Consider the following 25,698-nt stretch of genomic DNA (forward strand, 5'->3'; position numbering starts at 1 on the left):
ACAAGCGTCTCGATCATTTGCGTGGTGTTACGCAAATGGTCGAGCGGGCCCATAGAAAGAGAAAAATGATGGATACCAGCAAGCTCAAGAAATTTGCCCAATATGCCCGTCGCATTTTGCTGGACCAAGTTAGCGGCAAGTTGGATGTGGTATTGGCTCCGCAGAGTGCTGCACGCCGTGAACGTTCTCAGGTCGTGGCTGAGCTGGATAAGGTGATTAACAGTTCTGGTCGCGAGCAAGTGGAGGAGCGTGTTGCCTACATCTGGTTTAACCGTTTCTGCGCACTGCGCTTTATGGACATCAACCGCTACACCCGCATCGGCGTGGTGTCACCAGCTGAGGGCCAGTTCCAGCCCGAAATCCTGGCCGAATCTAAGATGGGGCATATCGATGAAGAGATGGTGTCGGCCCAGGTTCGTCAGAAGGTCCTAGATCTACTCGCTGGTCGCAGTCCAAGCAATGACTCGCAGGGCGAAGCCTACCGCCTGCTGCTGGTTGCAGTGTGTAATGCCTGGCACGAGTCCATGCCCTTTCTGTTTGAGCGCATCGACGATTACACCGAGCTACTGATGCCGGATGATTTGCTCTCGGGTAACTCCATCCTTGCCTACACGCGTGAGGCCATGACTCCAGACGCCTGCAAGGATGTCGAGGTGATCGGCTGGCTCTACCAGTTCTACATCTCCGAGAAGAAAGACGCGGTGTTTGAGGGGTTGAAGAAGAATCAGAAGATCACTCCAGAGAACATTCCGGCTGCGACTCAGCTGTTTACCCCGCACTGGATCGTGCGCTACCTAGTGGATAACTCTCTGGGCCGCCTCTGGCTACTCAACCGTCCCGGCTCTCGGTTGGCAGAGCAGATGGAGTACTACATACCGCCTGAGAAACCAGAAACTGATTTCCTCAAGATTAACGGCCCCGAGGAGATTAAAGTGTGTGACCCTGCGTGCGGCTCCGGTCACATGCTTACCTACGCCTTCGATCTGCTCTTTGCCATGTACGAAGAAGAGGGTTATGACCCGGCTGAAATTCCGGAAAAGATCCTCACCCACAATCTTTTTGGCATCGAATTGGATGAGCGCGCAGGAGAGCTTACTGCCTTTGCCCTCACCATGAAGGCCCGCTCTCGCCAGCGTCGCTTCTTTAATAAGCGCGTCAAACCCAACATCTGCGTACTAAACAAGGTGAGTCTGAGTCCTGAAGAGCTGGGCGAATACATGACCGCAGTGGGCCGTGACCTCTTTACCCACGGGCTTCATGAAACGCTGCTGCAGTTCAGCGAGGCCGATAACTTTGGCTCGCTAATCGTGCCCAAGGTAGTCAATGTTGCCGATGTGCAGGCTACGCTGGAGAGCAAGGACCTGAGCAGTAACCTATTTCTTGCCGAGACGCATAAAAAAGTACTGAGTGTCCTGCGCATGGCTGAAGCCTTGAGCCCCCGCTACGCCGTGGTCGTGGCAAATCCTCCTTACATGGGCGGTAAGGGTATGAATCCGCGCTTGAGCACTTGGGCCAAGGAAAATTTCCCCAGCAGTAAATCCGACCTGTTTGCGATGTTCATCGAGCGCAACCTGGATCTAGCGCTTAAGGGAGGAGCTGTCGCCATGATCACCATGCAGAGCTGGATGTTCCTTTCCTCATTCGAGTCTTTGCGCAGCCGAATCCTTAATCAGCACACAATTCTTTCTATGGCGCACTTAGGTGCGCGGGCCTTTGACAGTATTGGTGGTGAGGTTGTCTCGACCACGGCTTTTGTGCTGGAAAACGCTCTGAAACCCGATTATCGGGGCACTTATATGCGCTTGGTAGATGGCAATTCGGAGGCGGAAAAGATGGAGATGATGGCCAAGGCCATTGCACAAGGCAGCGCAGCATGATCGCCAACCTGCAGCTCAAGAATTTTACGGCCTTCACCGAATTGACCATCGACTTCTCGCCGGGCATCAACATCGTGCTCGGTGAGAATGGCACGGGTAAAACTCAGCTGCTCAAGGCCATTCTGGCCCTTGGCGGGGATGCTTCTCATGGGGAGCGGGCTGGTGAGCAATTAGCGCGTAAGCTGTGTCGGCTCTATCACCCGCTCAGCAATCAACTTGGCGAATTACGCCGTGCAGGCAACCGCGCAGGAGCCTTGCTCAGCGCTACCTATGCATCCGGACAGCATATCACCGCCAAGTTCAACGGATCCGCCACCGAAGCCAAGGTCACTGGGGGCATGGGAGCTAAGCTTGCGCCTGCTATTTTCATACCCACCAAGGAGGTGCTATCGCTGGTACGCGGCCTGACAGCTGAGGAGCCCCACCTGCCTACTATTGAACGCATCTTTGATGATGGCTATCTGGATTTGGCAAATACGCTGCAGAAGGAAGATGACGGAAATCTGCAAAAGAAGACTCAGAACAACCCACGGTTCTCTAGCATTGTTCCGAGATTGACCAATCTGATAGGTGGGCGCTACTTACTTAAAGAGGGTGGATTTTGCTTCCAAGCGGGCATTTATGTCGAGCAGCAGGGCGAGAGTACTGCTGATGAGGAGTTCGCACCTCAAAGCTTCAAAGATTCGAAACTCAGCTTCAAATCAACGAAGTCGCCGCTGATATCGAGCGGTATGACGGCCGAGGGCTTTCGCAAAATTGGCGTGCTTCAGCGCCTACTTAGCAACGGCAGTCTCAACCCCGGCACTAGCGGCCCGCTGTTGTGGGATGAGCCTGAGTCCAACCTCAACCCCAAGCTGATGAAGGATCTTGTGATGGCCCTGCTGGAGCTCGCCCGCAACGGTCAGCAAGTCATCCTTGCCACGCACGATTACGTGCTGCTTAAGTGGTTTGACCTTCTGATGGACAAGGGCAATGGGGATCACGTTGTCTTCCATCGGCTATATCGCGAAGCTGGCAGTGACGGCATTCAGCGGGAAAGCCAAGCGGACTACAGCATTGTCGGTCGTAGCGCTATCAGCAATACATTCGCTGAGCTCTACGACGAAGACGTCAAGCGCGCATTGGGAGGCGATTGATGCCTGCATATCGCGCGGAAAAAACTGCTGAGCTGGAATTCAACTTTCCAGATCATTTGCAATGGGGTGAATTGGATCAGCAGGGCAAGAAGCTGCCAGTAAATATGAAGTTTGTGGACTTAGTTATCGAGCGTGAAAAAGATATTCTCTTGGTAGAGATCAAGGACCCATCGCACTCACGTAGTCAACCTAAGCAGCGGAATGACTATATTAAGCGGCTGGCGGATAACTCATTGCTTACGCAAGAGCTTACGCCGAAGGCGCGTGATTCCTATCTCTACCTTCACTTGATGGAACGAGACAGCAAACCCTTCAAATACGTTGTGCTGCTAGGCCTAGATGCATTTGATCCAGATCGCCAGAAGGCGCTCATGTTCGGTTTTAAGGATCGTCTGCTGGCAGATATCCGGGAGGAGTCGTTCGAGGCCTGGAAGCGCAAACACATTGCAGACTGTGTTGTGCTCTCGGTTGACTCATGGAATCAGCAGTTTCCTGAGTGGCCATTGCGCCGGGAAGCTCTCGTTCCCCTCATTGCTGCTGAGGAGGCTGTTCAGTGACCGCCCTTCAATCCCTTGGTCTGGCCTACCGCAAAGCCAAGGTGGACGCGCTGTTTGTTCCCGATTGGAACCAGGACACCCAATCCTCCAGCGCCCTGATGGAATCTGCAGCGTTGGATATGCATGCCACACCATCAAGTGCAATGATCGTCAATACGGCGACAGCCGCATCCGTGCTTCAGCAAAAGACAGTTGCGAGCGTGATGTAGTGCGGGTCAAGGCCGGTGTGTCCGATTATTGCGTAATCGGTGAGATCGATGTGCAGACGCTGCGCCAGTTCCAGACTAGCCGTCGCTCTCCGGCCAAGCCGTTCAAACCGGTGCCGGATGGATTTGAAATTGATTTTGGCCGCAAGGTATTGCCGGCGGGAGATGAAGAATGAGTGAGAGTCAGAATATCAACCGAGAGCAGGACTTGGAGAAGTACTTTTTCCGGGCTCCGGCGGAGGACTTCAAGAAAATTCCAGGAAACCCCATTGCTTATTGGGTTAGCAAGAATGTTGTAAGGACATTCGATAGTAGGGAGTCACTAGTTTCAGATATTGCAAAGTCTGAAGGGAAAAATGTAACGACCGATAACGCAAGGTTTATTCGTTTTTTTTGGGAGGTTAGTCATCTAAATATAGGTGCTTTCGACAAAAAATGGTTGCCTTGTGCAATGGGTGGGGATTTTAGAAAGTGGTATGGAAATATCATTCATACAATTAATTGGTCCGAGCAGGCGCGAGACTTCTACAGGAAAACCCCTGCAGGAAGGATAATTCGTCAAGAGTTCTGGGGTCTACCAGGTGTTACTTGGGGGAAAATTGGCTCCGTCATAGCAAGTTTCCGTTTTTTGTCAATTGATGAGATGTATCAAGAAACTGCTGTTCTACAAAAAAACGAGGACGATGCTCGTTTCTTACTTGGCTTATTGAATTCTAAAATTTCATCTCACTTTTTGCAGTTTTTGAGCCCCACGATAAACTTTCAGCTTGAAGATATTGGCGCAATACCACTCTTAAATATTCAGAAGCTCAAAGCCCTAACAAAAAAAGGGATGGTAGATATATTTACTATCGGAAAAGCGGATTGGGATGGGTATGAAAATTCAAGAGACTTCACCAAGCTGCCGCTTCTGGATCCCGACTTCCGTCAGCTGACACTCAAAGCTAGCTACCAGAAGCTGCGTGCTCACTGGCGAGGGATGACGTTGGAGATGCAGCGCTTAGAGCAGGAGAACAACCTTCTTTTCATCGACGCCTACGGCCTGCAGGACGAACTGAGACCCGAAGTGCCGCCGAACGAGATCACCCTCACTTGTAACCCACACTACCGCTACGGCTCCGAGAAGAGCGAGGCGGAGCGTGAAACTTTGCTACGGGCCGACACTATGCGGGAACTGGTGTCCTATGCCGTGGGCTGTATGTTCGGCCGCTACAGCCTGGACAAACCTGGTCTAATTCTGGCCAACCAGGGCGAAACTCTGGCGGATTATCTGGACCAGGTGCCGCAGCCTAATTTCCCGGCCGATGGCGACAACGTGATTCCACTGCTCGGTGGTGACTGGTTTCCGGACGACATCACTCTACGTTTCCGTCAGTTTCTGCGCGTGGCCTTTGGCGATGCGCATTACGAGGACAACCTGGCCTTTATCGAGCAAGCGCTCAACGTCAAGGGCAAGCGTAACTATGGCCTGCGCGACTACTTCCTAGGCGAGTTCTATACAGACCATGTGAAACGCTACAAGAAGCGCCCTATCTATTGGCTGTTCAGCAGCCCGAAGGGCACGTTCAATGCACTGGTTTATTTGCACCGCTACCGTCCAGATACCGTAAGCGTGGTGCTCAACTACTTGCGCGATTTCCGCAAAAAGCTCGCCTCGCGTCTTGATTATCTGCAGCAGGTGGCTATCAGCCCCTCCACTAGCCAGGGCGACAAGACCAAGGCTGACAAGGAAGCTGAAACCATCAAGAAGCAACTGCTGGAGCTGGACGATTACGAGCGCGAGACGCTCTATCCGCTGGCGACCAAACAGGTCGAACTGGATCTGGACGATGGCGTGAAGGTCAACTATCTCAAGCTAGGTGCAGCCCTAAAGAAGATCGTCGGTTTAGACGCCAAGGGTGAGGATTGATCCGTTCATGAGTAATATCAAGATCATCCAGGCCCTAACGAATCTATTCGACAAGCAGCGCATCGTCTTCTGGTATGACACGCGCTTGGAGTTTCGCGCCGATTTCGAGACGCTGGAGCTGTTGGGCGTCGAGAAGGTCGAGTTAGCTAATAATGAATTTGGCGTGAAGCACCGTTTATTGCGCGAGCAGCCAGAGCAGAAGTTTCTGCTCTACCGCGAAGGAGCGGAGCCTGCGCATCTGGATAATTGGCTGCTGGATGTGCAACTGGCCAGTGGTAATTGCTTTCGTACCGATCAGGTTGCTTTATGGCTGGCAGAACTGGAATTGGGGCCGGATTGCTATCCGCTGCTGGAAACGCATGTGGCGTTTTTCGAATCTGCCAAACGCCGCGAAGCGCTCAGTAAATTGCTGGAGCCGGGAGATTCGCAGAACCTGCTGCAACGCAAGATGCTCGCCGTTTGTGCCGGTAACGAGCCACGCCTGGATGTGATTCTGGAAAACCTGTTGAGTGATTTGGCTGCGGGTAAAGATATGCGGCTCAAACTGATCGAGAGCAGCGGTTTGAATCCCTATCTGTGGGAGCATGTGAAGCGAGCCTATGGTTATAGCTCCGAACAGCCAGGGCTACACGATTTCGTTATCGAGCTTTTTAAGGCGTGCTTCATGCTGGGCATCGATCCGGCGTACAAGGCGAAATTGTCCGCTGAGGCATTGGTGTTTCTGAAACGCTGGAAGGATAGCCGCTCTCATGAACAGAGCTTCGAGATATTGTCTGAACAGTGCGCGGCGGTGTTGCAGATCGACGACAAGCTGCAAGCTCTGGACTGGCGCAGCCTGCTGGAGCTGGATTATTTCGAGCTGATTGACCGCAAGGTTCTCAGTGAGCTGGTACGTGCCGTGGTGGCTTGTACCGTGACCGCGCAGGAAGTGGAACAGTGGGTCCGTCAACGCCGTCAGAGCCACTGGTTTGATCGCTTCAAGGATGTGTATCTGGCGCTGGAACATGCGGCGCAGTTCATCCAGACACTGGATATCACCCAGCTGCAAATAGAGTCGCTCACCGATGGCGTGCAAAAGTACGCCAGCCATTGGTTCCTGCTGGATCAGCGCTACCGCAAATTCGTCTATCACCTGCGCGAGTCCGGCCAGGCTTCTCTCTTGGGTGAGTTGGCGATGCAGGTCGAGAATCTGTACGGCAATAACTACCTGAGCCGACTTAACGACCGTTGGCAGCGGCACGTGGATGCAGCGCAGCAGTGGGAAGCCGCGCCAGTAGTGCTGCAGCGCAATTTCTTCAGCCGTTATGTGAAGCCTTTTCTAGACCGTAAAACCAAGGTGTGCGTGCTGATCTCCGATGCCTTCCGCTATGAGGTAGGCGAGGAGCTGCAAAGCTTGATTCGCCAGGAGGATCGCTTCGAGGCCGAGCTGGAGCCGATGCTGTCGATGCTGCCGAGCTACACCCAGCTGGGTATGGCAGCGTTATTGCCAAATAGCAGTTTGCAACTGGCCGACAACGATAGTGGCGATGCCTTGGTGGATAGTCAGAGCGCACAAGGTTCGATCAATCGGGGCAAGATTCTAGCATCCACGGTGCCTGCATCCCAGGTGGTATTGGCCAAGGATCTGTTGGCGATGAATCAAGCCGACTCTCGTGCGTTGCTGCGCGATAACGAGGTGGTTTATGTCTATCACAACCTGATCGATAAAACCGGTGACACTCGTGACACCGAGGAGCGGGTATTTGCGGCGGCTGAGGAAACCCTCAGTGAGCTGATCCGCTTGGTGAAAAAGCTAACCAACGCCAATGCCAGTAACCTGCTGATCACTGCCGATCATGGTTTCATCTACCAAAACCATCCGCTGCCGGAGAGTGACTTCCTCAGCAGTGAACCGGAGGGCGACGAGGTTCTCTATCGCGACCGGCGTTTTGTGCTGGGCCGTGGTTTGCGCGAGGGGGCCAGCTTTAAAACCTTTAGCCCTGCGCAGCTTGGGCTGGCGGGTACGTTGATGGTGCAGATTCCCAAGTCCATTAACCGTCTGCGGCTGAAGGGCTCAGGTAGCCGCTTTGTGCACGGCGGTGCCACCCTTCAAGAGGTGGTGGTTCCGGTCATTCGCATTAACAAGAAGCGCCAGAGTGATGTAGGCCGGGTGGAGGTTGAGTTCATCGGTGGCGGCGGCAAGACCATCACCACTGGGCAGTTGGCCGTGGTGCTCTATCAAATCGAGGCGGTAACCGAGAAACTGCAGTCGCGCCGGCTACGTGCAGGCCTGTTCACGCTGGATGGCGAGTTAGTATCGGATCAGCATGATTTGTTGTTCGATTTCAACTCCAGTAATCCGCGTGAAAGGGAGTTGCCGGTGCGCTTTATCCTCAGTCGCAAGGCTGATGAGGCAAACAATCAGCAGGTGGAACTGCTCCTTGAGGAGGCTGTGGAAGGTACCTCACACTTCACTCGGTATAAGACTGCGCGATACACCATCCGCCGCTCGTTCAGCAGTGAATTCGATTTTTAAGCAGGAGCTCCAATGAATCAGCTCGACGACAAGATCAACCAGCACTTTGCCGGCCTGGTGGTGCGCAAAGACTTGGTCAAGGCGGTGAAGGGCAACGCTATTGTGCCGTCGTATGTGCTGGAGTACTTGCTCGGCCAGTACTGCGCGACCAATGACGAGGCGACGATCCAGACCGGTATCGAGACGGTCAAGGAGATCCTGCGCAAGCACTATGTCCACCGCAACGAGGCGGGGCTGGTGCGTTCGACCATCAAGGAAAAGGGCAGGCACAAGGTCATCGACCGCATTAGTGTCTCATTGAATGACAAGGATGACGTGTACGAGGCCGAGTTCGCCAACTTGGGCATCAAGAAGGTGCTGATCGACTCCAGCACCGTCAAGGCTCACCAGAAACTGCTGGTAGGGGGTGTTTGGTGTATCGCGGACGTGGAGTATGAGTACACAGAGGACAAGTCAGCTTCGCCGTGGATCTTGGCTTCGCTTAAGCCGATTCAAATCTCTCGCTTTGATTTCGATGGCTACCTGGAAGCACGCAAGCAGTTCACTACAGATGAGTGGATCGACCTGCTGATTCAAAGCGTCGGGTTCAATCCGCAGATGTTCGGTAAGCGCAATAAGCTCGCGCAGCTTATTCGCCTGATCCCGTTCTGCGAGCGCAATTACAACCTAATCGAACTGGGGCCGAAAGGTACCGGCAAGTCGCACGTTTATTCAGAGTTCTCGCCCCACGGCATTCTGATCTCCGGTGGTGAAGTGACGGTGCCCAAGCTGTTCGTCCATAACGGCACAGGTAAGCTCGGCCTGGTGGGTTACTGGGATGTAGTGGCTTTCGATGAGTTCGCCGGCAAGCAAAAGCGAGTGGACAAAGCTCTGGTGGACATCATGAAGAACTACATGGCCAACAAGTCGTTCTCACGGGGAGTGGAAACCTTGGGGGCAGAGGCCAGCATGGTGTTTGTGGGGAATACCGATCACACCGTGCCGTACATGCTTAAGCACACGGACCTGTTCGACCCGCTGCCGGAAAAATTCCACGATTCAGCCTTTCTCGACCGCATTCACAGCTACATCCCCGGATGGGAAGTGGATGTCATCCGTGGCGAGATGTTCTCCAGTGGTTACGGCTTCGTGGTGGACTACCTGGCCGAGATCCTGCGCTCGCTTCGTAGTCATGACTACTCAGATCGCTACAAGGGACAGTTCACCCTATCCGACGATATATCGACGCGCGACCGCGATGGCATCAACAAAACCTTTTCTGGTTTGATGAAGATTCTGTACCCGCATGGCGAGGCGACAGACGCCGAAGTGGAAGACGTATTGCGCACTGCAATTGAAGGGCGGAAGCGGGTGAAGGATCAATTACTGCGGATTGACGCTACTTATCCGGCAGTACGTTTTGCTTACATGGAGCCCGGCGGCCAAGAGAACCTGGTAAGCACACTTGAAGAGGATGTGTATCCCAATCAGTACCATCGTCGGACCGCGACTGAAGTGTCTAATGCAGACTTACCTCAGGATGACGGTGTATCGCATACCGAGGCAGCTCCGGCTACGCAAGTGCCACCCCCGAGCAATCAGGTATCTGTTAAGTCGGTGTTGAAAGAGCAACATTTGATCTTCCACGAAAATCAGCGTGGACTTAGTTTTGACAAGTTGTTTGGTCCCTATCTGGTAAGCACCAAGCGCATCATCATCACAGATCCTTATCTTCGTATGTTCCACCAGTTGCGCAACTTGATGGAGCTGCTGGAAACAGTCAGCAAGCTTCAAGGCAATGGAGACGAGGTGGCTGTGCATGTAGTGACTGTTGAAGATGAGTTCAATGGCGATCGACAGACCGAAATCCTGCAAAAAATTGCAGAGGCCTGCGTAAGCGTGGGTATTCATTTTACGTGGGCGTACGACACCAGCGGCGCCAAACATGACCGTGACATCACAACCGACACAGGTTGGAAAATCTTGCTTGGCCGAGGCTTGGATGTATTTCAACGCTTTGAGTTGAATGATGCTTTTAGCTTTGCCAATAGGCTTCAGCAGCACCGGCAGTGCAAGGAATTCAGCGTGACCTTTGTGCGGGCTGACCCGGTGGTTGGCTCTTAGGTTTACGGCGATCTGGCGGATTCATCAGGCTAGTATTCACTTCACGCCTAAAGAGATTGCAGCAGGGGCTGAGGGCAACAGCCGGGTCATTGCAAAAAAAGTGGAACGACACCTCACCAATGACCACCCCGGCATTGGCCGGAGGCAGTCTTTTGGGCGGAGTGAATTGCCCTGCGGTTACAGGTACCCCCGTCCAGCCAGCGATACGCAGCCTTCATAGCTCACCACCACATAATCCAGTATCTGGGTGTCGACCATGTTGAGGGAATTCTTGAGGGTTGTGGTCAGCGTGCGAACGGCTTGACTAGGTTCCGGATCGCCAGATGGTTGGTTGTGTACCAGGATTACGGCGGCGGCATTGTGTTCTATGGCGATTTTGACCACCTCCCGTGAATACACGCTGGCACGTTCAAGAGGACCTCTGAATAGCTCTATGAAGCCAATAACCCGGTGCTCGATATCGAGCAGCAACAAGGCAAAGACTTCATCTTCATGGAATTGCAGCAGCGTTTGTAGGCGACTGAAGACGAGTCTACGATCAGTCAATGCCTGTCCTTTAGACAGACGATACATCGCGAGTTGTTGAGCCATCTGCAGAGTGTCGGCCTCGGTGACCGGTGATTCCATGAGATAGGTGTTGGGTGTTTCACCGGCTTTGAGCTTTGGATATTTCATGCTGGTATTCCTATCCTTGCGCGTGAAAGCACTGGAGGGTGGGTGGCGCAGTTTCTGGAAGGTGGGTGTTCGGATTAACTAATCCGAACACCCTTTTAGGCGAGAGCGCTTGGCGGTAATGTGGTGCGACGGTTCATGCAACGAGTTGTAAGGCTGCATCGAGTGCCTTCTGTTTGATGACTGCACCTTGCCCGAACCACGCCGTGTCCATGCAGTACTCGATACTTCTGGCACGTCTTTCGAGGTCAACGTATTCGGTGACCACGTTTAGCAAGCCCCAGGCTGTTCCACGAGCGGACTCCAGATCAGATCCTCGACCTTTACCTTCGTACAGGTTTTGTACCTTCTCCATCGCTCGCTTGTTGGGGAGTGCATCGGGAATAGGGGCGTGGGGGCCGATGTCGCACAGCACGTCCATAAAGAAACCCAAGGCCTCATTCCACTGAACCTTACATTCGGCAAGCATGCGCATACTCAGCTGTAGACCGTCTCCATCACTGAGGACGTAGTCCTTGTCTTTCGGCTTTACCGCTTTGAGTTGGCGGTCAGAGAGGCGGGTGGCTTGGGCGCACATGAGGTGTTCCATGACATCAATTGGTATTCCAAAAATTACTACTGAACGGCTTGGATACCATTTGGAACACTCGATGTCGTGGATTGTGTCGGACGTCCATGGACGCCGGCAAACCCTAAAGCCTTGATTTTGCTAGATTTCAGGCACAAAAAAAGACGTCCGTGGACGTCTTTAGATGTTGAAGTGGTGGAGCCGGGGGGATTTGAACCCCCGTCCGCCAGTACTCCGCTGTCGGTACTACATGCGTAGCCGTGTCTATTAAGTTAACCCTCAGCGACCCGACGGGCAGGGTGCTTTGGGCGAGTTGTGTAAGTTTTAGCCGCTTCGTCCACAACGTACTGCACGGCGATTCTGTTCTATATGACAATCATTTTGGGTTTACAGACATCCCCTGATGATTGCTGGACCCGAAGGTACCAGGAGCATTGTCAGCTGCAATTAAGCAGCGAGAGCAACACCGTATTGGTCGTCATTGGCAACTATAAGTAGTTGCAACAGTGGATTTACGACTTCTGTTACCAAGTCGGCATGCACCTAAAGTTTCGCAACCGGCGTCGAATCCTAAACGGCCCCGAACTCACTGCTCAGTACATCTTGGTGAGCAACAAGCCTGCGCAGTGTACGCCAATCGGCGGACAAGGCCAACCCGAAGGTTGGCCTGATGGTGTGTCAGTTACGGGTTGGATTGCGAATCTGCATTTTCGTGATCAAGGCCGAGGTGACCTCTACGCATTCCTTGTCATTCCCGGCTGCCTGAGCCGCCAAGGCCTTGTCCTGATCCGCCTTGATGTTGTTCATCGAGTTTTCAGGAAGGGATGGCTGACTGGTCACGAAGTCTTTAATGGTTTGAAGATTCCCGGCACACAGGTCTTTGTCTGCCGCAAACACCGGCGACGTCAGCAGGGCACCAGCGATGAACAATCCAGCAATTGCAGAATGCTTCATGGGTATCTCCTTGAACGGTAGGTCTCGGTGCTGCCGGACGGTCTGGCGGCGATGCCGAGGTCATGACAGGCTACGTTAGCGTAGGGCCTGTTTAATCGACCGCCGCGCTACGCAGGAATTCGGTTTTTTTTACATCTGGTATCAAAACGCATGCTCACGATCACTTCTTGCTGTCTCCCGAGGTTTTCTGGATTTCCAGAATTGTTTGCTGGGTTTCCGCGACGCAGTCGTCAATCTTGCCTTGGGCTTTGAGGGCCTGGGCTCTCGCCACACTGGCGGAGACGCGCGCGTTCAGCTCCGAAGAAGTCTGATACTCCGATCTCGCGTTATTGATGGTTTGCAGATTAGCTTCGCACAGGCTGTCTGGCCCGGCGGCAAACGAAGTAGACGCCATCACCGATGCCGTAACGAACAGACCGAGCAGTACAGAACGTTTCATGTGAATCTCCTTTCGCTGAGGGATCCAGACTTCGCTGACCATAAGAACCGGTCACCGAAAGAAGGAACGGCCCCGAGTGTTCGGGGGCCTGTTCTGTGGACTGCGGTCTCGCGCAAGGGTTCTGATTTTCTTCAGCAGGCCTTCGCCTGGGTGACTCGATCGACCAGATAAACCAGGCCGTGATAATCGATGCCGCCGTGTTGCGTCAGGCCGATTTCGCACGTGCGGCTGGTGGAAATCCCCTCGCTGCAATGCTGCACCGCGTCCTTGAGCGTGCGCAGGGAATGGCTGTTCAGCTCCGGTGTGGTGAAGCCCTTGTCGCCGGCAAATCCGCAGCAATGAATCCCTTCCGGAATCACTACGGTTTTGCTGCACTTGCGCGCCAGATCAATCAGCGCCTGGCTTTCACCAAGGTGCTGAGTGCTGCAGGTCACGTGCACGGCAATCGGTGTCTCTTGCGGGGTGAATTCCAGTCGATCGAGAAGGTGCGTACGGATAAAACGCACCGGGTCGTACAGATCCAGACGGGTTTCTCCTACGTCCTGAACCAGGCGCAACGTGCACGGACTGGTATCGCAATAGATTGGATCGAGCCCGCCGCGACTGGCGTGCAACAGGGCGCTGATCAGCTCCTGACGCTTGTGCTCGGCCTGTTCGGCGTAGCCCTTGGAGGCGAAGGGCTGACCGCAGCAGAGGTTGTCCAGATTGTCCGGGAAGACCACCTGGTAACCGGCCTTTTCCAGCAGTCCACGGGTTTTGTCGTAGAGCGACATTTGCTCTTTATCACCCGCCGCCGGACCCATGACTCGCGAGACACACGCTGCGAGATACACCACACGCGGACGTTCGTCTGAGACGCTGGGGCTGAAGCGAATGGCCTTCTCTGGCTGCGGCATCGCATTCGTCCACAACGGCACCTGGCCTTTGGACAGCCGCGTAATGGTTGCCGAAAGTTTCGCCAGACGCGGCGCGCCGAGCATCATTCGTGCGCCGTTGGCCACATGCAGGGTGAAGCGCGCGCCTTGCAGGGTCTTGGCGAAATTTCCTTCGATCCAGTCAGCGGTTTTCTGATGCGTGGCGTGTCGGCCACGCAGCTTTTTCACCAGCTCACCGGTATTGATGCCTACAGGGCAACGTTGCGCGCACAGACCAGTGGCGGCGCAGGTTTCGATGCCTTGGTACTCGTAGGCTTTTTCCAGTTCGGTGGTGTCGACACCTGCACGTTTTTTCGCCTGAATATCGCGCCAGATGACAATGCGCTGGCGCGGGCTGAGGGTCAGGCCTTTTGACGGGCAGACAGGTTCGCAGAAGCCGCACTCTATGCACTTATCGACAATCTCGTCGGCTGCTGGCAGCGGCTTCAGATGTTTGAGGTGGATCTGCGGATCTTCGCTGAGCACCACGTCGGGATTGAGAATGCCATTCGGGTCGAGCAGACGTTTGAGTTGCCACATCAGTTGATAGGCGTCGCTGCCCCATTCCAGTTCCACGAACGGCGCCATGTTGCGCCCGGTGCCGTGTTCGGCTTTCAGCGAACCACCGAATTCCACCGCGACCAGTTGCGCGACGTCGTCCATGAACGCTTGATAGCGCGCGACTTCTTCCGGGTTGTTGAAGCCTTGGGTGAAGACGAAGTGCAGATTGCCTTCCAGCGCGTGTCCGAAAAGGATCGCTTCATCGTAGGCATGTTTGTCGAACAGTTCGATCAAGCGATTGACGCCAATGGCCAGTTGTTCGACCGGGAATGTCACGTCTTCGATGATCACCGTGGTGCCGGTTTTGCGCACCGCGCCGACAGCGGGGAAGGTGTCCTTGCGGATGGCCCAGAGCTTGGCGTTCTCGGCTGGGTCTTCGGTGAAGTCGACCTGCTTTTCCACCGGGAAGCCACTGAGCGACGCCATGATTTGCGCCAGTTGTTCCTGCAACAAAGTAGAAGACGCGGCGCGGGATTCGATGAGCAGCGCGCAGGCATTATTCGACAACTGTTGTACGAAAGCGGGCATGCCCGGTTTGTCCTGCACCGAACGCAGGCTGCGCCGATCCAGCAACTCCACCGCGGACACCGGTTGGCTTTTCAGCACGGTAACGGCGTTGCAGCAGGTTTCCACATCCGGGAAGACGATCAGCGCCGAGGCTTTGTTCGGGTGATCGATTACTGTGTCGTAAGTCACCGCGCTGATGAAGCCGAGGGTGCCTTCGGAGCCGACCAGCAAGTGGCTCAAGATATCCACAGGCTCATCGAAGTCCACCAGGGCATTGAGCGACAGGCCGGTGGTATTTTTCAGACGGTATTTGTGGCGGATTCGTGCAGCCAGTTCGGCATTGGCGCGGGTCTCGCGGCCCAGCGTCGCTAGGCGTTCGAGCAGATCACCGTGGCTGCTGTGAAATGCCGCAACACTGGCGGCGTCTTCGGTATCCAGGCGCGTGCCATCGGCGAGTACCAGACGAATCCCGGCCAGCGTGTGATAGGTATTTTGTGCCGTGCCGCAGCACATACCGCTGGCGTTGTTGGCGACGATGCCGCCAATTTTACAGGCGTTGATCGACGCCGGATCCGGGCCGATCTTGCGCCCGAACGGTGCCAGCCATGCGTTGGCTTGCGCACCGATCACCCCCGGTTGCAGGCGGATTTGCGTGCCTTGGCCGCGAATCTCCCGGGCGTTCCAGTTATCCCCAAGCACGATCAAAACGGAATCGCTGATCGCCTGACCCGACAGACTGGTGCCCGCCGCACGGAAGGTCACTGGAACATGGTCGCGCTGAGCCAGTTTCAGCAGGGCCACGACTTCGTCTTCCGATTCGACGCGAATCACCAGTTGCGGAATCAGTCGATAAAAACTGGCATCGGTGCCAAAGGCCAGAGTCGATAACGGATCGTCGAAGCGGCGTTCAGCCGGAATCAGTTGCTGCGCATCACGCAGGAAGTTCGCTGGAAGCGTCATTGGTCCTCCAGAATCAGAACCACCAGATCTTTCGGGCCGTGGGCGCCGTAAGCCAGTACTTGCTCGATGTCAGCAGTTTTCGACGGACCGGACACCAGCAGCGCGTTGGTCGGCATGCCTTGCGCCCATTCGAATTCCTGCTGCACCTGATAGAAGTTGTCGCGGATTTCACTGGCCTTGAGCAGGGCGAAATGCACCGGCGGCACCAGACTCATCAAACGCGGTTCTTCGCGGGTTGGCCAGAGAATCAGGCTGCCAGTGGCGGCGATGGCACCGAGGGTGCCGGTGAGGCTGGCCGGGGTGTCATTGAACAGTTCGGCTTTCCATTCTTCCATTGGCCGGTCGTAAGATTTCAGCGTCGGCAGATCAGGATTGTTCGCCCAATGCTGTGTGATGCGTTGCCCATGCGCTGTAATCGGCGCGATCAACAGGCTCGGCAACTGACGATCGCGCAGCAGTTGCGCGAGCAGGGCCGGCCAATCTTCGCCCGAGGTCAGGTGAATTTCTGTGTGCACCGCTTCCATCAGTTTGCGCAGTTGCGGGATGCGTTGTTCGGTGCTGTAGGTGTAAGGCTGCGTCACCAGATCGACGTCGAAGTCGTCGGCAATCGGCGTGGTGCCGGTCAGACTTTTCCGCAATTTGCCGAGGATATTTTCTTTGGCGCTCATCAGCGGTCTCCCTGTTTGGCCAGATGCTCGCGGGCCATGTCGTGCAGTGAGCGCGCGGCAGGTTTCGGCGCGCTGTGGTTTTGCGTCCACGGGCCTACATTGTTCGGGGTCAGCGCACGCAGGCGCGTGGCGAAGAAACCGAACAACCGATACAGCGTCGGAGAACTGTTGAGCTGCGCCCAAGCGTTCCAGATGAATCGTTCCTTGCGCGAATACTTGCTGCCCTGACCGCGCATCACTTGATTCGGGCTGTCCGGGGCTTTGACGTTCTCTTCGCGCAGGCGTCGCAGGATCGCCGGAATCGGAATTTTTACCGGGCAGACTTCACCGCAGGCACCGCACAGCGATGACGCACTCGGGTGATCCGGAACTTTCGCAAGGCCAACCATGTGCGGGGTGATGATTTTGCCGATCGGCCCCGGATACACCTCGCCATAGGTGTGGCCACCGACGCGGGTGTAGACCGGGCAATGGTTCATGCAGGCGCCGCAGCGGATGCAGTTCAAGGTCTGACGCAGTTCACTGTCGGCGAAAGCCTGGCTGCGACCGTTGTCGAGCAACACCAGATGCACTTCCTGCGGGCCGTCGAGCTCATGCTCCTTGCGCGGGCCGGAGATCATGTTGACGTAAGTGGTAATCGGAATGCCCAGCGCCGAGCGCGTCAGCAGTGACAGCAGCGGCACCACGTCGCGCAGGTTTTCCACAACCTTTTCGATACCGGTAACGGCGATGTGCACCGGCGGCACGGTGGTGGTCATGCGGCCGTTGCCTTCGTTTTCCACCAGCAGCAGGGTGCCGGTTTCGGCCACGGCGAAGTTGACGCCGGAGACGCCGATGTCCGCTTCGAAGAATTTCTGCCGCAGGACTCTGCGACCGATCTGAATGAGTTGGTCAACGTCCTTGGTGTATTCCACGCCAAGTTTGTCGTGGAACAAGGACGCGACCTGACCGGCATTCTTGTGGATCGCCGGCATAATGATGTGTGAAGGCTTCTCGTGGTCGAGCTGGACGATGTATTCCCCCATATCGGACTCCAGACATTCAATGTCCTGAGCCTCGAGGAAATGGTTCATCTCCATCTCTTCGCTGACCATCGATTTGCCCTTGATCACTTGCCGCGCCTCGTGAGCGCGGATGATCGATAAGACGATGCCATTGGCCTCGTCCACCGTTTCCGCCCAGTGCACTGTCACACCGTTGCGGGTCAGGTTCTGTTCCAGTTGCCCGAGCAGGTCTGGCAACTTGGACAGCGCGCGGGCCTTGATCGAATTGCCCAGTGCGCGCAAATGTTCTCTTTCGTGGACATCGCTGAAAGCCGCTGCCCGCTTGACCATCAATGAATCCATCGCCGTGCGGAAGTTGTTCCGCAGCTGCTGATCACCCAAGGCGTTGTGTGCCCGGGTGCGGAAATCTTCTTCTACGGCGACCGTAGGAATAATCGCGGAAGTGCTCATTGCGCACCTCCGGTTCGTTGCCACAAGAAGCTGGCGAGATGTTGCCCGCGCAGCGCTTCTTTTTGTTTCTCCAATGCGCCGTTGATGTTCATCAAACAGCCACAGTCGGCGCTCAACACCTTGTGCGCGCCGGAATCCTTCAACGCTTTGGTCTTGTCAGCCACCATCGCGCCGGAAATGTCTGGCATACGGACGCTGAATGTTCCGCCGAAGCCACAGCATTCGCTTTCGTGGTCATGGTTGACCCGTTCCACGTTGCTCAACTGCGCCAACAACTCGCGGCCGTGCAGGTGGGTGTTCATTTCGCGGCGTGCCGAACACGAAGTGTGCAGCGCGACTTTGACCGGTTCGCCGCTGTCCTTGAGCTGCACCTTGCAGACGAACAGCAGAAACTCGGCCAGTTCATAGGTGCGGGCCGCGAGGGCCTGAACCTGTTTCAATGTTTCCGGCTCGTCCTTGAACAAGTCGGCGTAATGCTCGCGCAGCATGCCGGCGCAGGAACCCGACGGCACCACCACCGGATAATCGCCGGCAAACAGCGCCAGTTGCGAGCGCGCTACCGTCCGTGCCTGCTCGGTGTAACCCGAGGTGTAGGCCGGCTGGCCGCAGCAACTCTGCCCTTGCGGATACTCGACCCGGATCCCTTCGCGCTCCAGCAAGTGGATCGCGTCCATCCCGGCTTCGGGGTAGAACAGGTCGACCACGCAGGTGCCGAACAGGTAGACCCGCGACGGTTTCTCGCTGGGGTATTGCCGAGGTTCGGGCAGTGGCGGTGCCACGCGGGTCGCGTTCGGCACGGCGTTGTAAAAAAGCTCGCTCATCAGGCGTGTCTCCGGGTGGTCCCGGTTATCCGTCCGCTGAGGCTGCTGAATATAGAGAGCGTTGCTTTCAGCAGCCTTACAGACCGGGTTGTGAATTGCTGACGCCGAAATCACGGATCGGCGTCGGTTTTTTCCATGCGTCTTGTAGGCGTCTTGTAGGTTTAGTGCACCAGCATGCCGGTGAGCCAGTAGGCCTGGGCCAAGGTGATCAGGCCGACAATCGTTGCAAAGAATAGGCTGTGCTTGAGGGTGAAGCGGAATAGATCCGACTCTTTGCCCACCAGCCCGGTCGCGGCGCAGGCCACGGCGATCGATTGTGGCGAGATCATTTTGCCGGTTACGCCGCCGCTGGTGTTCGCCGCCACTAGCAAGGTGTCACTGACGCCGATCTGGTGGGCGGTGGTTGCTTGCAGCGAACTGAACAGGGCGTTGGACGAGGTATCCGAACCGGTGAGGAACACGCCGAGCCAGCCGAGGAACGGCGAGAAGAACGGGAATGCCGCGCCGGTTCCGGCCAATACCAGGGCCATGGTCGAAGACATGCCTGAGTAGTTGGTGACGAAGGCGAACGCCAGCACCATGCCGATCGACAGAATTGGCCAGCGCAGTTCGTAGAAGGTCTCTTTCAAAGTGGTCAGACCAGTTTTGAAATTGATCTTCAGTACCAGCATCGAGATCAGCGCGGAGAAGAAAATCGCCGTGCCGGTCGCGGAAATCGGGTCGAGTTTGAACACCGCCGGGATTGCCGTTGGAGCAGCCACGATCGGTGCGGTTTTGATCACCAACTGATCAAGGTGCGGAATCGCGAAGTTGAACACCCAGCTGTACATCGAGCCGCCAGCGGCAAACATCGCCTTGAAAGGTTTCAGCGTCCAGATGGTCACCAGCACAGTGAGAATCAGGAACGGCGACCAGGCTTTGAAAATTTCCCCGAGACTGTAAGGCGATGCCACGGTAGTGCGCTTCTGTCCGAAACCGCCGACGCTGGCAGTCACCACCGAAGCGGAAACGGCGCCGGCGATGTGTTGTCCAGCGGCGCGTTTCGGCTGCCAGACTTTCAGGAACAGGGTCAGGGAAATCAGGCTGGCCAGCGCCGAAGTGATGTCCGGCAGTTCCGGGCCGATGAAGTTCGAGGTGAAGTATTGGGTGATGGCGAAGCTCAAGCCTGCAACCAGTGCAGCCGGCCAGGTTTCACGCACGCCGCGCAGGCCGTCCATCATGAACACTAGCCAGAACGGCACGAACAGCGACAGCAATGGCAGTTGGCGACCGGTCATGGCGCCGATCTTGAACGCGTCGATACCGGTGACTTGGCCGGCAACAATGATCGGAATTCCCAGTGCGCCGAACGCAACCGGTGCGGTGTTGGCAATCAGGCACAGGCCGGCGGCGTACAGCGGGTTGAAACCCAGGCCGACGAGGAGTGCGGCAGTAATCGCCACGGGAGCGCCGAAACCGGCGGCACCCTCCAGGAACGCACCGAAGCAAAAACCGATCAGCAGCACTTGCAGGCGTTGGTCGTCAGTAATCGATAACACCGAACTGCGAATGACCTCGAACTGACCACTTTTGACCGTCAGTTTGTAGAGGAACACCGCTGCGACAATGATCCAGGCAATCGGCCACAGACCGTAGGCAAAACCATAGCCGGCGGCGGCGAAGGCCATGTCGACCGGCATCTGGAACGCGAAGATCGCCACGGCAATCGACAGGGCGAGGGTGATGCTCCCGGCCACATGGCCTTTGAGGCGGAACACCGCCAGCGCGAGAAAGAAGAAAACGATGGGGATGACGGCCGCAAGTGCGGACACGCCGAGACTGCCGAGCGGGCTGTAGAGCTGTTGCCAGGTTTGCATATGGGGTGGCCCCTAATTGTTGTTGGTCAGGCACTGTTAGCGTTCTTGGATAATTGGTAAGACCAATTTACAATCGCTGTTGGCTAGGGTAAAAGCCTTGATGGCGGTGTGTCAATTTGCCGCCCTGAAACTTTTGTCGAACAAGCGGTGCAGATCGCATCTGATCCGGTTTCAGCAAGTGGCGTCTGGTAGGTGTCGGCAAGGCGCCGATAGGCCAGAATAGAGAGCCCGGCGAGCGGTCGGGGTCGTGGAGAAATGAGTTATGGGGTTTGATCAGATTCGGCAGCGCCGTTTGTCTGACGATATTGTCGAGCGACTTGAGGGGATGATCCTTGAGGGCACACTGAAGTCCGGCGAACGGCTTCCGGCGGAGCGCACGCTGGCCGAACAATTTGGCGTATCACGGCCGTCGCTGCGCGAAGCGATTCAGAAACTGGCGGCCAAAGGGCTGCTGGTCAGTCGCCAGGGCGGCGGCAATTATGTGGTGGAAAGTCTGGGTTCGACGTTCAGTGATCCGCTGTTGCAGCTGCTTGAAAGCAACCCCGAGGCACAACGCGATCTACTGGAATTTCGGCACACTCTGGAGGCATCGTGCGCCTATTACGCCGCATTACGCGCGACTGATGTCGATCGCGAGCGGTTGACCGCAGCGTTCGAGGAGCTGCAGGACTGCTATTCGCGCCACGATGAAGTGAGTCGGGCGGAAGAGGGCGCGGCGGATGCGAAATTTCATCTGGCGATTGCTGAAGCCAGCCATAACGCGGTGTTGCTGCACACCATTCGCGGGCTGTTCGATCTTCTTAAGCGCAACGTCGTCACCAACATCGGCGGCATGTACAAGCAGCGCACGGAAACCCGCGACATGTTGATCACTCAGCATCGGGAATTGTATCTGGCGATTATTGAAGGTCGTGCGGAGCAGGCGCGTGAGGTTTCCAGCCGACATATTTTGTATGTGCAGGAAGTGCTGGAAGAGGTGCGGCAGGAGGTTCAGCGCATGGCTCGGGCGGAGCGGCGCAAGGGGATGTGATTCTTTAAAGCAAAAGATAGCAGCCTGCGGCAGCTCCTACAGGGAAAGGCGAATCCCAGTGTAGGAGCTGCCGAAGGCTCGGGCCGCGATCGGACGATCTTTGCTTTCAAGGGGGGGAAGACTAGTCTTCCTTGCCCTTATTGCGCACCGCACGTTGCAGTTCACGACCGGCATCACGCTCGCGCTCGGTGTCACGCTTGTCGTATTCCTTCTTGCCCTTGCCCAGAGCAATTTCGCACTTGACCATGTGCTTGCTCCAGTACCAGGACAGGCAGACGCAGGCGTAACCCTTTTGCTGCACAGCGGCGGCGAGTTTTTCCAGCTCGCGGCGGTTGAGCAGCAATTTGCGTGTGCGCACCGGGTCGGCGATGACGTGGGTGCTTGCGGTCATCAGAGGCGTGATGTGGCTGCCGAGCAACCACGCTTCGCCATCCTTGAGCAGCACGTAGCTGTCGACCAGCTGTAGCTTGCTTGCCCGCAGACTTTTTACTTCCCAGCCGGCCAGGACCAGACCAGCCTCGAACTTGTGTTCGATGAAGTAATCGTGTCGCGCCTTTTTGTTCTGCGCGATGGTCCCTGTTGGGTGTTTCTTCTGTTTAGCCATAGGGGCGGCATTATATGGAGATAAACGGCTGTCGGCTACGGTGATGCTGCGTGCTTGAGCAGGTTGAGTGAATCCCGGACAATGCGGCCTCTTTTTCTAACGCTTGGGCGTGATAAACGATGTCGACAGACAAGGTTTCTGTCCACGGCAGTTGGGCTAGCCGCTGGGTATTCATACTCGCCGCGACCGGTTCGGCCGTGGGACTGGGTAGTATCTGGAAGTTCCCCTACATGGTCGGGGTCTACGGCGGCGGTGCATTCGTGCTGATGTTTCTGGCGTGCATCGCACTGATCGGCATCCCGGTCATGCTCGCTGAAACCCTGATCGGCCGGCGCGCCCGGCAGAGTCCGGCGAACGCCTTGAAGGTGCTGGCGCTGGAAGCCGGGCACTCGGGCAAGTGGTCGTGGGGCGCATTTGCCGGGATGATCACGGCATTGCTGATCCTGTCTTTCTACAGTGTGGTCGGCGGCTGGTCGCTGGATTACATCGTCGATATGGGCCGCGGTGACTTCCAGGGCGCCACGGCCGACCAGGTCGGCGCTTATTTCGGCAATGTCATCTCCAATCCATGGCGTCTGACACTTTGGCATACGATTTTCATGCTGCTGTCGGCCTTCGTCATCGCCAAAGGCGTGGTCGCCGGGCTTGAGCGCAGCCTGCGCATCATGATGCCGCTGCTGTTCGTGATGATTCTGGTGTTGCTGGGTTACAGCATGACCACCGGGCATTTCATGGAAGGCGTGCATTTCATGTTCGACTTCCACCCGGAAAAAGTCCTCGACGGTTTGTTGCCGGCGATGGGGCACGCGTTCTTCTCACTGAGCGTGGGTGTCGGCTCGATCATGATTTACGGCGCTTACATGCCGAAGAGTTCGTCGTTGTCCGGCACGGTTGTCGGCGTGGCACTGCTCGACACGTTTGTGTCTCTGGTTGCCGGTCTGGCCCTGTTCCCGATTGTGTTTGCCGGCGGCCTGAATCCAAGCGAAGGGCCTGGCCTGATGTTCGTCAGCCTGCCATTTGCCTTTGGTAACGTGGCTTTCGGTCAGTTGATGGGCGTGGTGTTCTTTGTGCTGGTGGCGATTGCGGCTTGGAGTTCGGCAATCTCCCTGCTGGAACCAATGGTTGCCTATCTGGTTGAGCGCACCAAAGTCAGCCGCGCCTGGGTTACTTTCTGGCTGGCGTTCATCTGCTGGTTCGTTGGTCTGGGCACAGTGTTCTCCTTCAATATCTGGAAGGAAGCCAAATTTTTCGTGAACGAAGGCGGGATGTTCCATCTCTACCAATGGGGTGCGCAGAGCGGTCTGGACTTCTTTGGCGTGATCGATTTCTTCACCTCGCGGATCATGTTGCCGCTCGGTGGCCTGTGTTTTGTGCTGTTTGCCGGATGGGTGATGGGGCGTGAAGCGGTACGCGACGAGTTGTCGATCCGCAACCCGGCACTTTTCGCCCTGTCTTTGTTTTTGATGCGCTACGTGGCGCCCATCGGCATTCTTGTAGTGTTTGCCGCTCAGCTCTGGAAGTAACGCTCACATGACGACACATATTCAACGATCGGCGCTGCTGCCGTACCCGGCGCAATTTCTCTACGACCTGGTCAACGACGTGGCGCGCTACCCGGAATTTCTGCCGTGGTGCTCGTCCGCTGAAGTGCTGGAAAGTTCGCCGGAGCACATGCGTGCCAGTGTGGGGGTGGCCAAGGGCGGCCTCAGTCAGCATTTTGTGACGCGCAATACGCTGGTGCCGGGGCAGTCGATCGAAATGAACCTTGAAGAAGGTCCGTTCAATCAACTGCACGGCGTCTGGGTGTTCAAGGTGTTGAACGAGAAGGCCTGCAAGATCAGCCTGGATCTGTCGTTCGACTATGCCGGGCCGCTGGTGCGCGCGACGTTGGGGCCGCTGTTCAATCAGGCCGCCAATACGCTGGTGGACGCGTTCTGCCAGCGCGCCAAGCAGATGCATGGTTAAGCCGGTGATCGAGATAGAGGTGGTGTACGCGGCCGTGGATCGTCAGATTTTGCGCTCGGTTAGCGTAAATGAGGGCGCAACGGTGCGGGCTGCGGTGCTTGCGTCGGGTATCGCTAGCGAGTTCCCTGAGCTGAATCTGACGGAGTGCCCGCTGGGCATCTTCGGTAAAGTGGTGGCTGACCCGGATTCGCGGGTGATTCAGGCGGGCGAGCGCATCGAGATTTACCGCCCGTTGCTCGCCGATCCAAAAGAGGTTCGCCGTCTGCGTGCGGCCAAGGCTGCCGAAGCCAAGGCCCGAAACGCGTAAAAACCAAATCGCAGACAATAAAAAACCCGGAATTTCCGGGTTTTTTATTGTCTCGCCAATTATTGCGGCGAGGTGTCCAGCGGCTCCGGTGTCGGAACCGGAACGGTTTCTACACCATCGACGTCCTTCTGGATCTGATCCAGCAAGGAACCTGGCTTGACCGGTTTTTCCGGTTTTGGCTTCTCGGCGTTTTCAGCAGGAGCGGTCACCGTAGTGCCACTGTCCTTGCCGAGAATGGCTTCGTCACGGCTTACGCCCGGCATAAAGTCACCGGACAGGCTGACAAGCTGGTCGTTTGAGTTGAAAATAACGCTGATGCGTTCCTGTTGGCGTTCACCGCCACCCGGTTGCAGGCTGTACAGATAATCCCAGCGATCGGCATGGAACGTGTCGACAAGCAGAGGGTTACCCATGATAAACCGTACTTGCGGCCGGGTCATTCCCGGGCGTAACTGGTCTATCATGTCCTGCGTGACGACATTGCCCTGCTGGATGTCGATTTTGTAAACCCCGGGGAATGAACAACCGGCGAGTGCGAGCAGTCCCACAAAGGTGAAACTGGTTAGCAAGAGCTTGGTGTTTTGCATCGGTGGGCGACTTCCACTATCTTGGCTGGGACAACGTAAACGCCGATCATACCCGCATTAAGAGAAGCTGCGAAGCAGCATCGCGAGAAAGCTGACCATGGTTGAAAATAGCGAACTACGCAAAGCCGGCCTTAAAGTGACCCTGCCACGGGTCAAGATCCTGCAAATGCTCGACTCTACAGAGCAGCGTCACATGAGCGCCGAGGACGTCTACAAGGCGTTGATGGAAGCTGGCGAGGACGTCGGTCTGGCCACGGTTTACCGTGTTCTGACCCAGTTCGAAGCGGCTGGCCTCGTGGTCCGTCACAACTTCGACGGCGGCCACGCGGTTTTTGAGTTGGCCGACAGTGGTCACCACGACCACATGGTTAACGTGGAAACCGGTGAGGTTGTCGAATTCGTCAGCCCGGAAATCGAAAAGCTCCAGAAGGCAATTGCCGAGGAGCACGGTGTCGAGTTGGTGGATCACAATCTGGTGCTGTACATCCGCAAGAAAAAGTAAGCATGTCGCGCGAATTTCACATTCGC

The 25,698-nt window shown here is 56.0% G+C and carries 23 protein-coding genes, 1 other RNA gene and 1 pseudogene; 13 read left to right on the forward strand and 12 right to left on the reverse strand.

Going from position 1 to position 25,698, the window contains the following annotated elements; all coding sequences use genetic code 11:
• Positions 1 to 68: 68 nt before the first annotated feature.
• The 8 genes from pglX (M5G26_RS21750) to brxL are packed head-to-tail and all read left to right on the forward strand — an operon-like array spanning position 69 to position 10,303.
• Positions 69 to 1,877: a BREX-1 system adenine-specific DNA-methyltransferase PglX gene (gene pglX, locus M5G26_RS21750; protein ID WP_273916457.1), complete on the forward strand. Its 1,809-nt coding sequence runs from the start codon at positions 69 to 71 to the stop codon at positions 1,875 to 1,877.
• A complete protein-coding gene (locus M5G26_RS21755; protein ID WP_273916458.1) occupies positions 1,874 to 3,013 on the forward strand; it encodes an AAA family ATPase in 1,140 nt (379 codons plus the stop codon). The genes pglX (M5G26_RS21750) and M5G26_RS21755 overlap by 4 nt, the downstream gene beginning before the upstream one ends.
• Positions 3,013 to 3,570, forward strand: coding sequence for a hypothetical protein (locus M5G26_RS21760; RefSeq protein WP_273916459.1), 558 nt, complete (start codon positions 3,013 to 3,015; stop codon positions 3,568 to 3,570). Before M5G26_RS21755 ends, M5G26_RS21760 begins: the two co-directional genes overlap by 1 nt.
• A complete protein-coding gene (locus tag M5G26_RS21765) occupies positions 3,567 to 3,779 on the forward strand; it encodes a hypothetical protein (RefSeq protein WP_273916460.1) in 213 nt (70 codons plus the stop codon). Before M5G26_RS21760 ends, M5G26_RS21765 begins: the two co-directional genes overlap by 4 nt.
• The gene (locus M5G26_RS21770) at positions 3,779 to 3,952 is read left to right on the forward strand and encodes a hypothetical protein (protein WP_273916461.1); all 174 of its coding nucleotides are present in this window, start codon (positions 3,779 to 3,781) and stop codon (positions 3,950 to 3,952) included. The genes M5G26_RS21765 and M5G26_RS21770 overlap by 1 nt, the downstream gene beginning before the upstream one ends.
• Positions 3,949 to 5,685, forward strand: coding sequence for a BREX-1 system adenine-specific DNA-methyltransferase PglX (pglX, locus tag M5G26_RS21775; RefSeq protein ID WP_273916462.1), 1,737 nt, complete (start codon positions 3,949 to 3,951; stop codon positions 5,683 to 5,685). Before M5G26_RS21770 ends, pglX (M5G26_RS21775) begins: the two co-directional genes overlap by 4 nt.
• A gap of 7 nt (positions 5,686 to 5,692) precedes the next feature.
• Positions 5,693 to 8,200, forward strand: coding sequence for a BREX-1 system phosphatase PglZ type A (gene pglZ / locus M5G26_RS21780; RefSeq protein WP_273916463.1), 2,508 nt, complete (start codon positions 5,693 to 5,695; stop codon positions 8,198 to 8,200).
• 12 nt (positions 8,201 to 8,212) lie between these two features.
• On the forward strand, positions 8,213 to 10,303 hold the full coding sequence (brxL, locus tag M5G26_RS21785) for a BREX system Lon protease-like protein BrxL (RefSeq protein ID WP_273916464.1): 2,091 nt from the start codon (positions 8,213 to 8,215) through the stop codon (positions 10,301 to 10,303).
• A 177-nt stretch (positions 10,304 to 10,480) separates the two neighbouring features.
• On the opposite strand, the gene M5G26_RS21790 is transcribed toward brxL, so the two are convergent.
• From M5G26_RS21790 to M5G26_RS21835, 10 genes and pseudogenes are all read right to left on the reverse strand, one after another.
• Entirely contained in the window at positions 10,481 to 10,978 is a 498-nt protein-coding gene (locus M5G26_RS21790) for a JAB domain-containing protein (RefSeq protein ID WP_273916465.1), read from the reverse strand.
• A gap of 133 nt (positions 10,979 to 11,111) precedes the next feature.
• Positions 11,112 to 11,513, reverse strand: a pseudogene (locus M5G26_RS21795) (DUF932 domain-containing protein); the annotation flags it as partial.
• Between the two features lie 223 nt (positions 11,514 to 11,736).
• Positions 11,737 to 12,125: a transfer-messenger RNA gene (ssrA, locus tag M5G26_RS21800) on the reverse strand.
• A 96-nt stretch (positions 12,126 to 12,221) separates the two neighbouring features.
• Positions 12,222 to 12,497, reverse strand: a complete 276-nt coding sequence (locus M5G26_RS21805; protein WP_150792300.1) for a hypothetical protein — start codon at positions 12,495 to 12,497, stop codon at positions 12,222 to 12,224.
• Between the two features lie 160 nt (positions 12,498 to 12,657).
• The gene (locus M5G26_RS21810; protein WP_273916467.1) at positions 12,658 to 12,936 is read right to left on the reverse strand and encodes a hypothetical protein; all 279 of its coding nucleotides are present in this window, start codon (positions 12,934 to 12,936) and stop codon (positions 12,658 to 12,660) included.
• Positions 12,937 to 13,067: 131 nt separating this feature from the next.
• Positions 13,068 to 15,878 (reverse strand): FAD-binding and (Fe-S)-binding domain-containing protein, encoded by a 2,811-nt coding sequence (locus M5G26_RS21815; RefSeq protein ID WP_273916468.1) that lies wholly within the window; start codon positions 15,876 to 15,878, stop codon positions 13,068 to 13,070.
• Positions 15,875 to 16,546, reverse strand: coding sequence for a LutC/YkgG family protein (locus M5G26_RS21820; RefSeq protein ID WP_273916469.1), 672 nt, complete (start codon positions 16,544 to 16,546; stop codon positions 15,875 to 15,877). Before M5G26_RS21820 ends, M5G26_RS21815 begins: the two co-directional genes overlap by 4 nt.
• A complete protein-coding gene (locus tag M5G26_RS21825) occupies positions 16,546 to 18,000 on the reverse strand; it encodes a LutB/LldF family L-lactate oxidation iron-sulfur protein (protein ID WP_273916470.1) in 1,455 nt (484 codons plus the stop codon). Before M5G26_RS21825 ends, M5G26_RS21820 begins: the two co-directional genes overlap by 1 nt.
• Positions 17,997 to 18,821: a (Fe-S)-binding protein gene (locus tag M5G26_RS21830; RefSeq protein WP_007915202.1), complete on the reverse strand. Its 825-nt coding sequence runs from the start codon at positions 18,819 to 18,821 to the stop codon at positions 17,997 to 17,999. Before M5G26_RS21830 ends, M5G26_RS21825 begins: the two co-directional genes overlap by 4 nt.
• Before the next feature lie 161 nt (positions 18,822 to 18,982).
• Positions 18,983 to 20,677: a lactate permease LctP family transporter gene (locus tag M5G26_RS21835; RefSeq protein WP_273916471.1), complete on the reverse strand. Its 1,695-nt coding sequence runs from the start codon at positions 20,675 to 20,677 to the stop codon at positions 18,983 to 18,985.
• A gap of 262 nt (positions 20,678 to 20,939) precedes the next feature.
• Between M5G26_RS21835 and M5G26_RS21840 the strand changes: the two genes are divergently transcribed.
• Positions 20,940 to 21,707 (forward strand): FCD domain-containing protein, encoded by a 768-nt coding sequence (locus tag M5G26_RS21840; protein WP_007915207.1) that lies wholly within the window; start codon positions 20,940 to 20,942, stop codon positions 21,705 to 21,707.
• 121 nt (positions 21,708 to 21,828) lie between these two features.
• Here M5G26_RS21840 and smpB read toward each other — a convergent pair whose 3' ends face one another.
• On the reverse strand, positions 21,829 to 22,311 hold the full coding sequence (gene smpB / locus M5G26_RS21845; protein WP_007915208.1) for an SsrA-binding protein SmpB: 483 nt from the start codon (positions 22,309 to 22,311) through the stop codon (positions 21,829 to 21,831).
• Positions 22,312 to 22,430: 119 nt separating this feature from the next.
• Here smpB and M5G26_RS21850 point away from each other — a divergent pair, with 119 nt between their 5' ends.
• From M5G26_RS21850 to M5G26_RS21860, 3 genes are read left to right on the forward strand one after another with little or no spacing between them, the layout of a single operon-like run.
• The gene (locus M5G26_RS21850) at positions 22,431 to 23,834 is read left to right on the forward strand and encodes a sodium-dependent transporter (RefSeq protein ID WP_007915211.1); all 1,404 of its coding nucleotides are present in this window, start codon (positions 22,431 to 22,433) and stop codon (positions 23,832 to 23,834) included.
• A 7-nt stretch (positions 23,835 to 23,841) separates the two neighbouring features.
• Complete coding sequence (locus M5G26_RS21855) at positions 23,842 to 24,276, forward strand: type II toxin-antitoxin system RatA family toxin (protein WP_016986510.1); 435 nt, start codon at positions 23,842 to 23,844, stop codon at positions 24,274 to 24,276.
• The gene (locus M5G26_RS21860) at positions 24,269 to 24,583 is read left to right on the forward strand and encodes an RnfH family protein (protein WP_150691827.1); all 315 of its coding nucleotides are present in this window, start codon (positions 24,269 to 24,271) and stop codon (positions 24,581 to 24,583) included. Before M5G26_RS21855 ends, M5G26_RS21860 begins: the two co-directional genes overlap by 8 nt.
• Positions 24,584 to 24,642: 59 nt before the next feature.
• Here M5G26_RS21860 and M5G26_RS21865 read toward each other — a convergent pair whose 3' ends face one another.
• Positions 24,643 to 25,170, reverse strand: a complete 528-nt coding sequence (locus M5G26_RS21865) for an outer membrane protein assembly factor BamE (RefSeq protein ID WP_038357476.1) — start codon at positions 25,168 to 25,170, stop codon at positions 24,643 to 24,645.
• A 97-nt stretch (positions 25,171 to 25,267) separates the two neighbouring features.
• On the opposite strand from M5G26_RS21865, the gene fur reads away from it, so the two are divergent.
• Positions 25,268 to 25,672, forward strand: a complete 405-nt coding sequence (gene fur, locus M5G26_RS21870) for a ferric iron uptake transcriptional regulator (protein ID WP_007915216.1) — start codon at positions 25,268 to 25,270, stop codon at positions 25,670 to 25,672.
• Positions 25,673 to 25,698 lie beyond the last annotated feature (26 nt).

The sequence above is a fragment of the Pseudomonas sp. TNT2022 ID642 genome (genome assembly GCF_028656995.1).
GTDB lineage: Bacteria > Pseudomonadota > Gammaproteobacteria > Pseudomonadales > Pseudomonadaceae > Aquipseudomonas.

Coding starts and splice junctions, on each gene's coding strand:
- pglX (WP_273916457.1), top strand. CDS start 69: ATGGATACCAGCAAGCTCAAGAAATTTGCCCAATATGCCCGTCGCATT.
- M5G26_RS21755 (WP_273916458.1), top strand. CDS start 1,874: ATGATCGCCAACCTGCAGCTCAAGAATTTTACGGCCTTCACCGAATTG.
- M5G26_RS21760 (WP_273916459.1), top strand. CDS start 3,013: ATGCCTGCATATCGCGCGGAAAAAACTGCTGAGCTGGAATTCAACTTT.
- pglX (WP_273916462.1), top strand. CDS start 3,949: ATGAGTGAGAGTCAGAATATCAACCGAGAGCAGGACTTGGAGAAGTAC.
- pglZ (WP_273916463.1), top strand. CDS start 5,693: ATGAGTAATATCAAGATCATCCAGGCCCTAACGAATCTATTCGACAAG.
- brxL (WP_273916464.1), top strand. CDS start 8,213: ATGAATCAGCTCGACGACAAGATCAACCAGCACTTTGCCGGCCTGGTG.
- M5G26_RS21790 (WP_273916465.1), bottom strand. CDS start 10,978: ATGAAATATCCAAAGCTCAAAGCCGGTGAAACACCCAACACCTATCTC.
- M5G26_RS21805 (WP_150792300.1), bottom strand. CDS start 12,497: ATGAAGCATTCTGCAATTGCTGGATTGTTCATCGCTGGTGCCCTGCTG.
- M5G26_RS21810 (WP_273916467.1), bottom strand. CDS start 12,936: ATGAAACGTTCTGTACTGCTCGGTCTGTTCGTTACGGCATCGGTGATG.
- M5G26_RS21815 (WP_273916468.1), bottom strand. CDS start 15,878: ATGACGCTTCCAGCGAACTTCCTGCGTGATGCGCAGCAACTGATTCCG.
- M5G26_RS21820 (WP_273916469.1), bottom strand. CDS start 16,546: ATGAGCGCCAAAGAAAATATCCTCGGCAAATTGCGGAAAAGTCTGACC.
- M5G26_RS21825 (WP_273916470.1), bottom strand. CDS start 18,000: ATGAGCACTTCCGCGATTATTCCTACGGTCGCCGTAGAAGAAGATTTC.
- M5G26_RS21830 (WP_007915202.1), bottom strand. CDS start 18,821: ATGAGCGAGCTTTTTTACAACGCCGTGCCGAACGCGACCCGCGTGGCA.
- M5G26_RS21835 (WP_273916471.1), bottom strand. CDS start 20,677: ATGCAAACCTGGCAACAGCTCTACAGCCCGCTCGGCAGTCTCGGCGTG.
- M5G26_RS21840 (WP_007915207.1), top strand. CDS start 20,940: ATGGGGTTTGATCAGATTCGGCAGCGCCGTTTGTCTGACGATATTGTC.
- smpB (WP_007915208.1), bottom strand. CDS start 22,311: ATGGCTAAACAGAAGAAACACCCAACAGGGACCATCGCGCAGAACAAA.
- M5G26_RS21850 (WP_007915211.1), top strand. CDS start 22,431: ATGTCGACAGACAAGGTTTCTGTCCACGGCAGTTGGGCTAGCCGCTGG.
- M5G26_RS21855 (WP_016986510.1), top strand. CDS start 23,842: ATGACGACACATATTCAACGATCGGCGCTGCTGCCGTACCCGGCGCAA.
- M5G26_RS21860 (WP_150691827.1), top strand. CDS start 24,269: ATGGTTAAGCCGGTGATCGAGATAGAGGTGGTGTACGCGGCCGTGGAT.
- M5G26_RS21865 (WP_038357476.1), bottom strand. CDS start 25,170: ATGCAAAACACCAAGCTCTTGCTAACCAGTTTCACCTTTGTGGGACTG.
- fur (WP_007915216.1), top strand. CDS start 25,268: ATGGTTGAAAATAGCGAACTACGCAAAGCCGGCCTTAAAGTGACCCTG.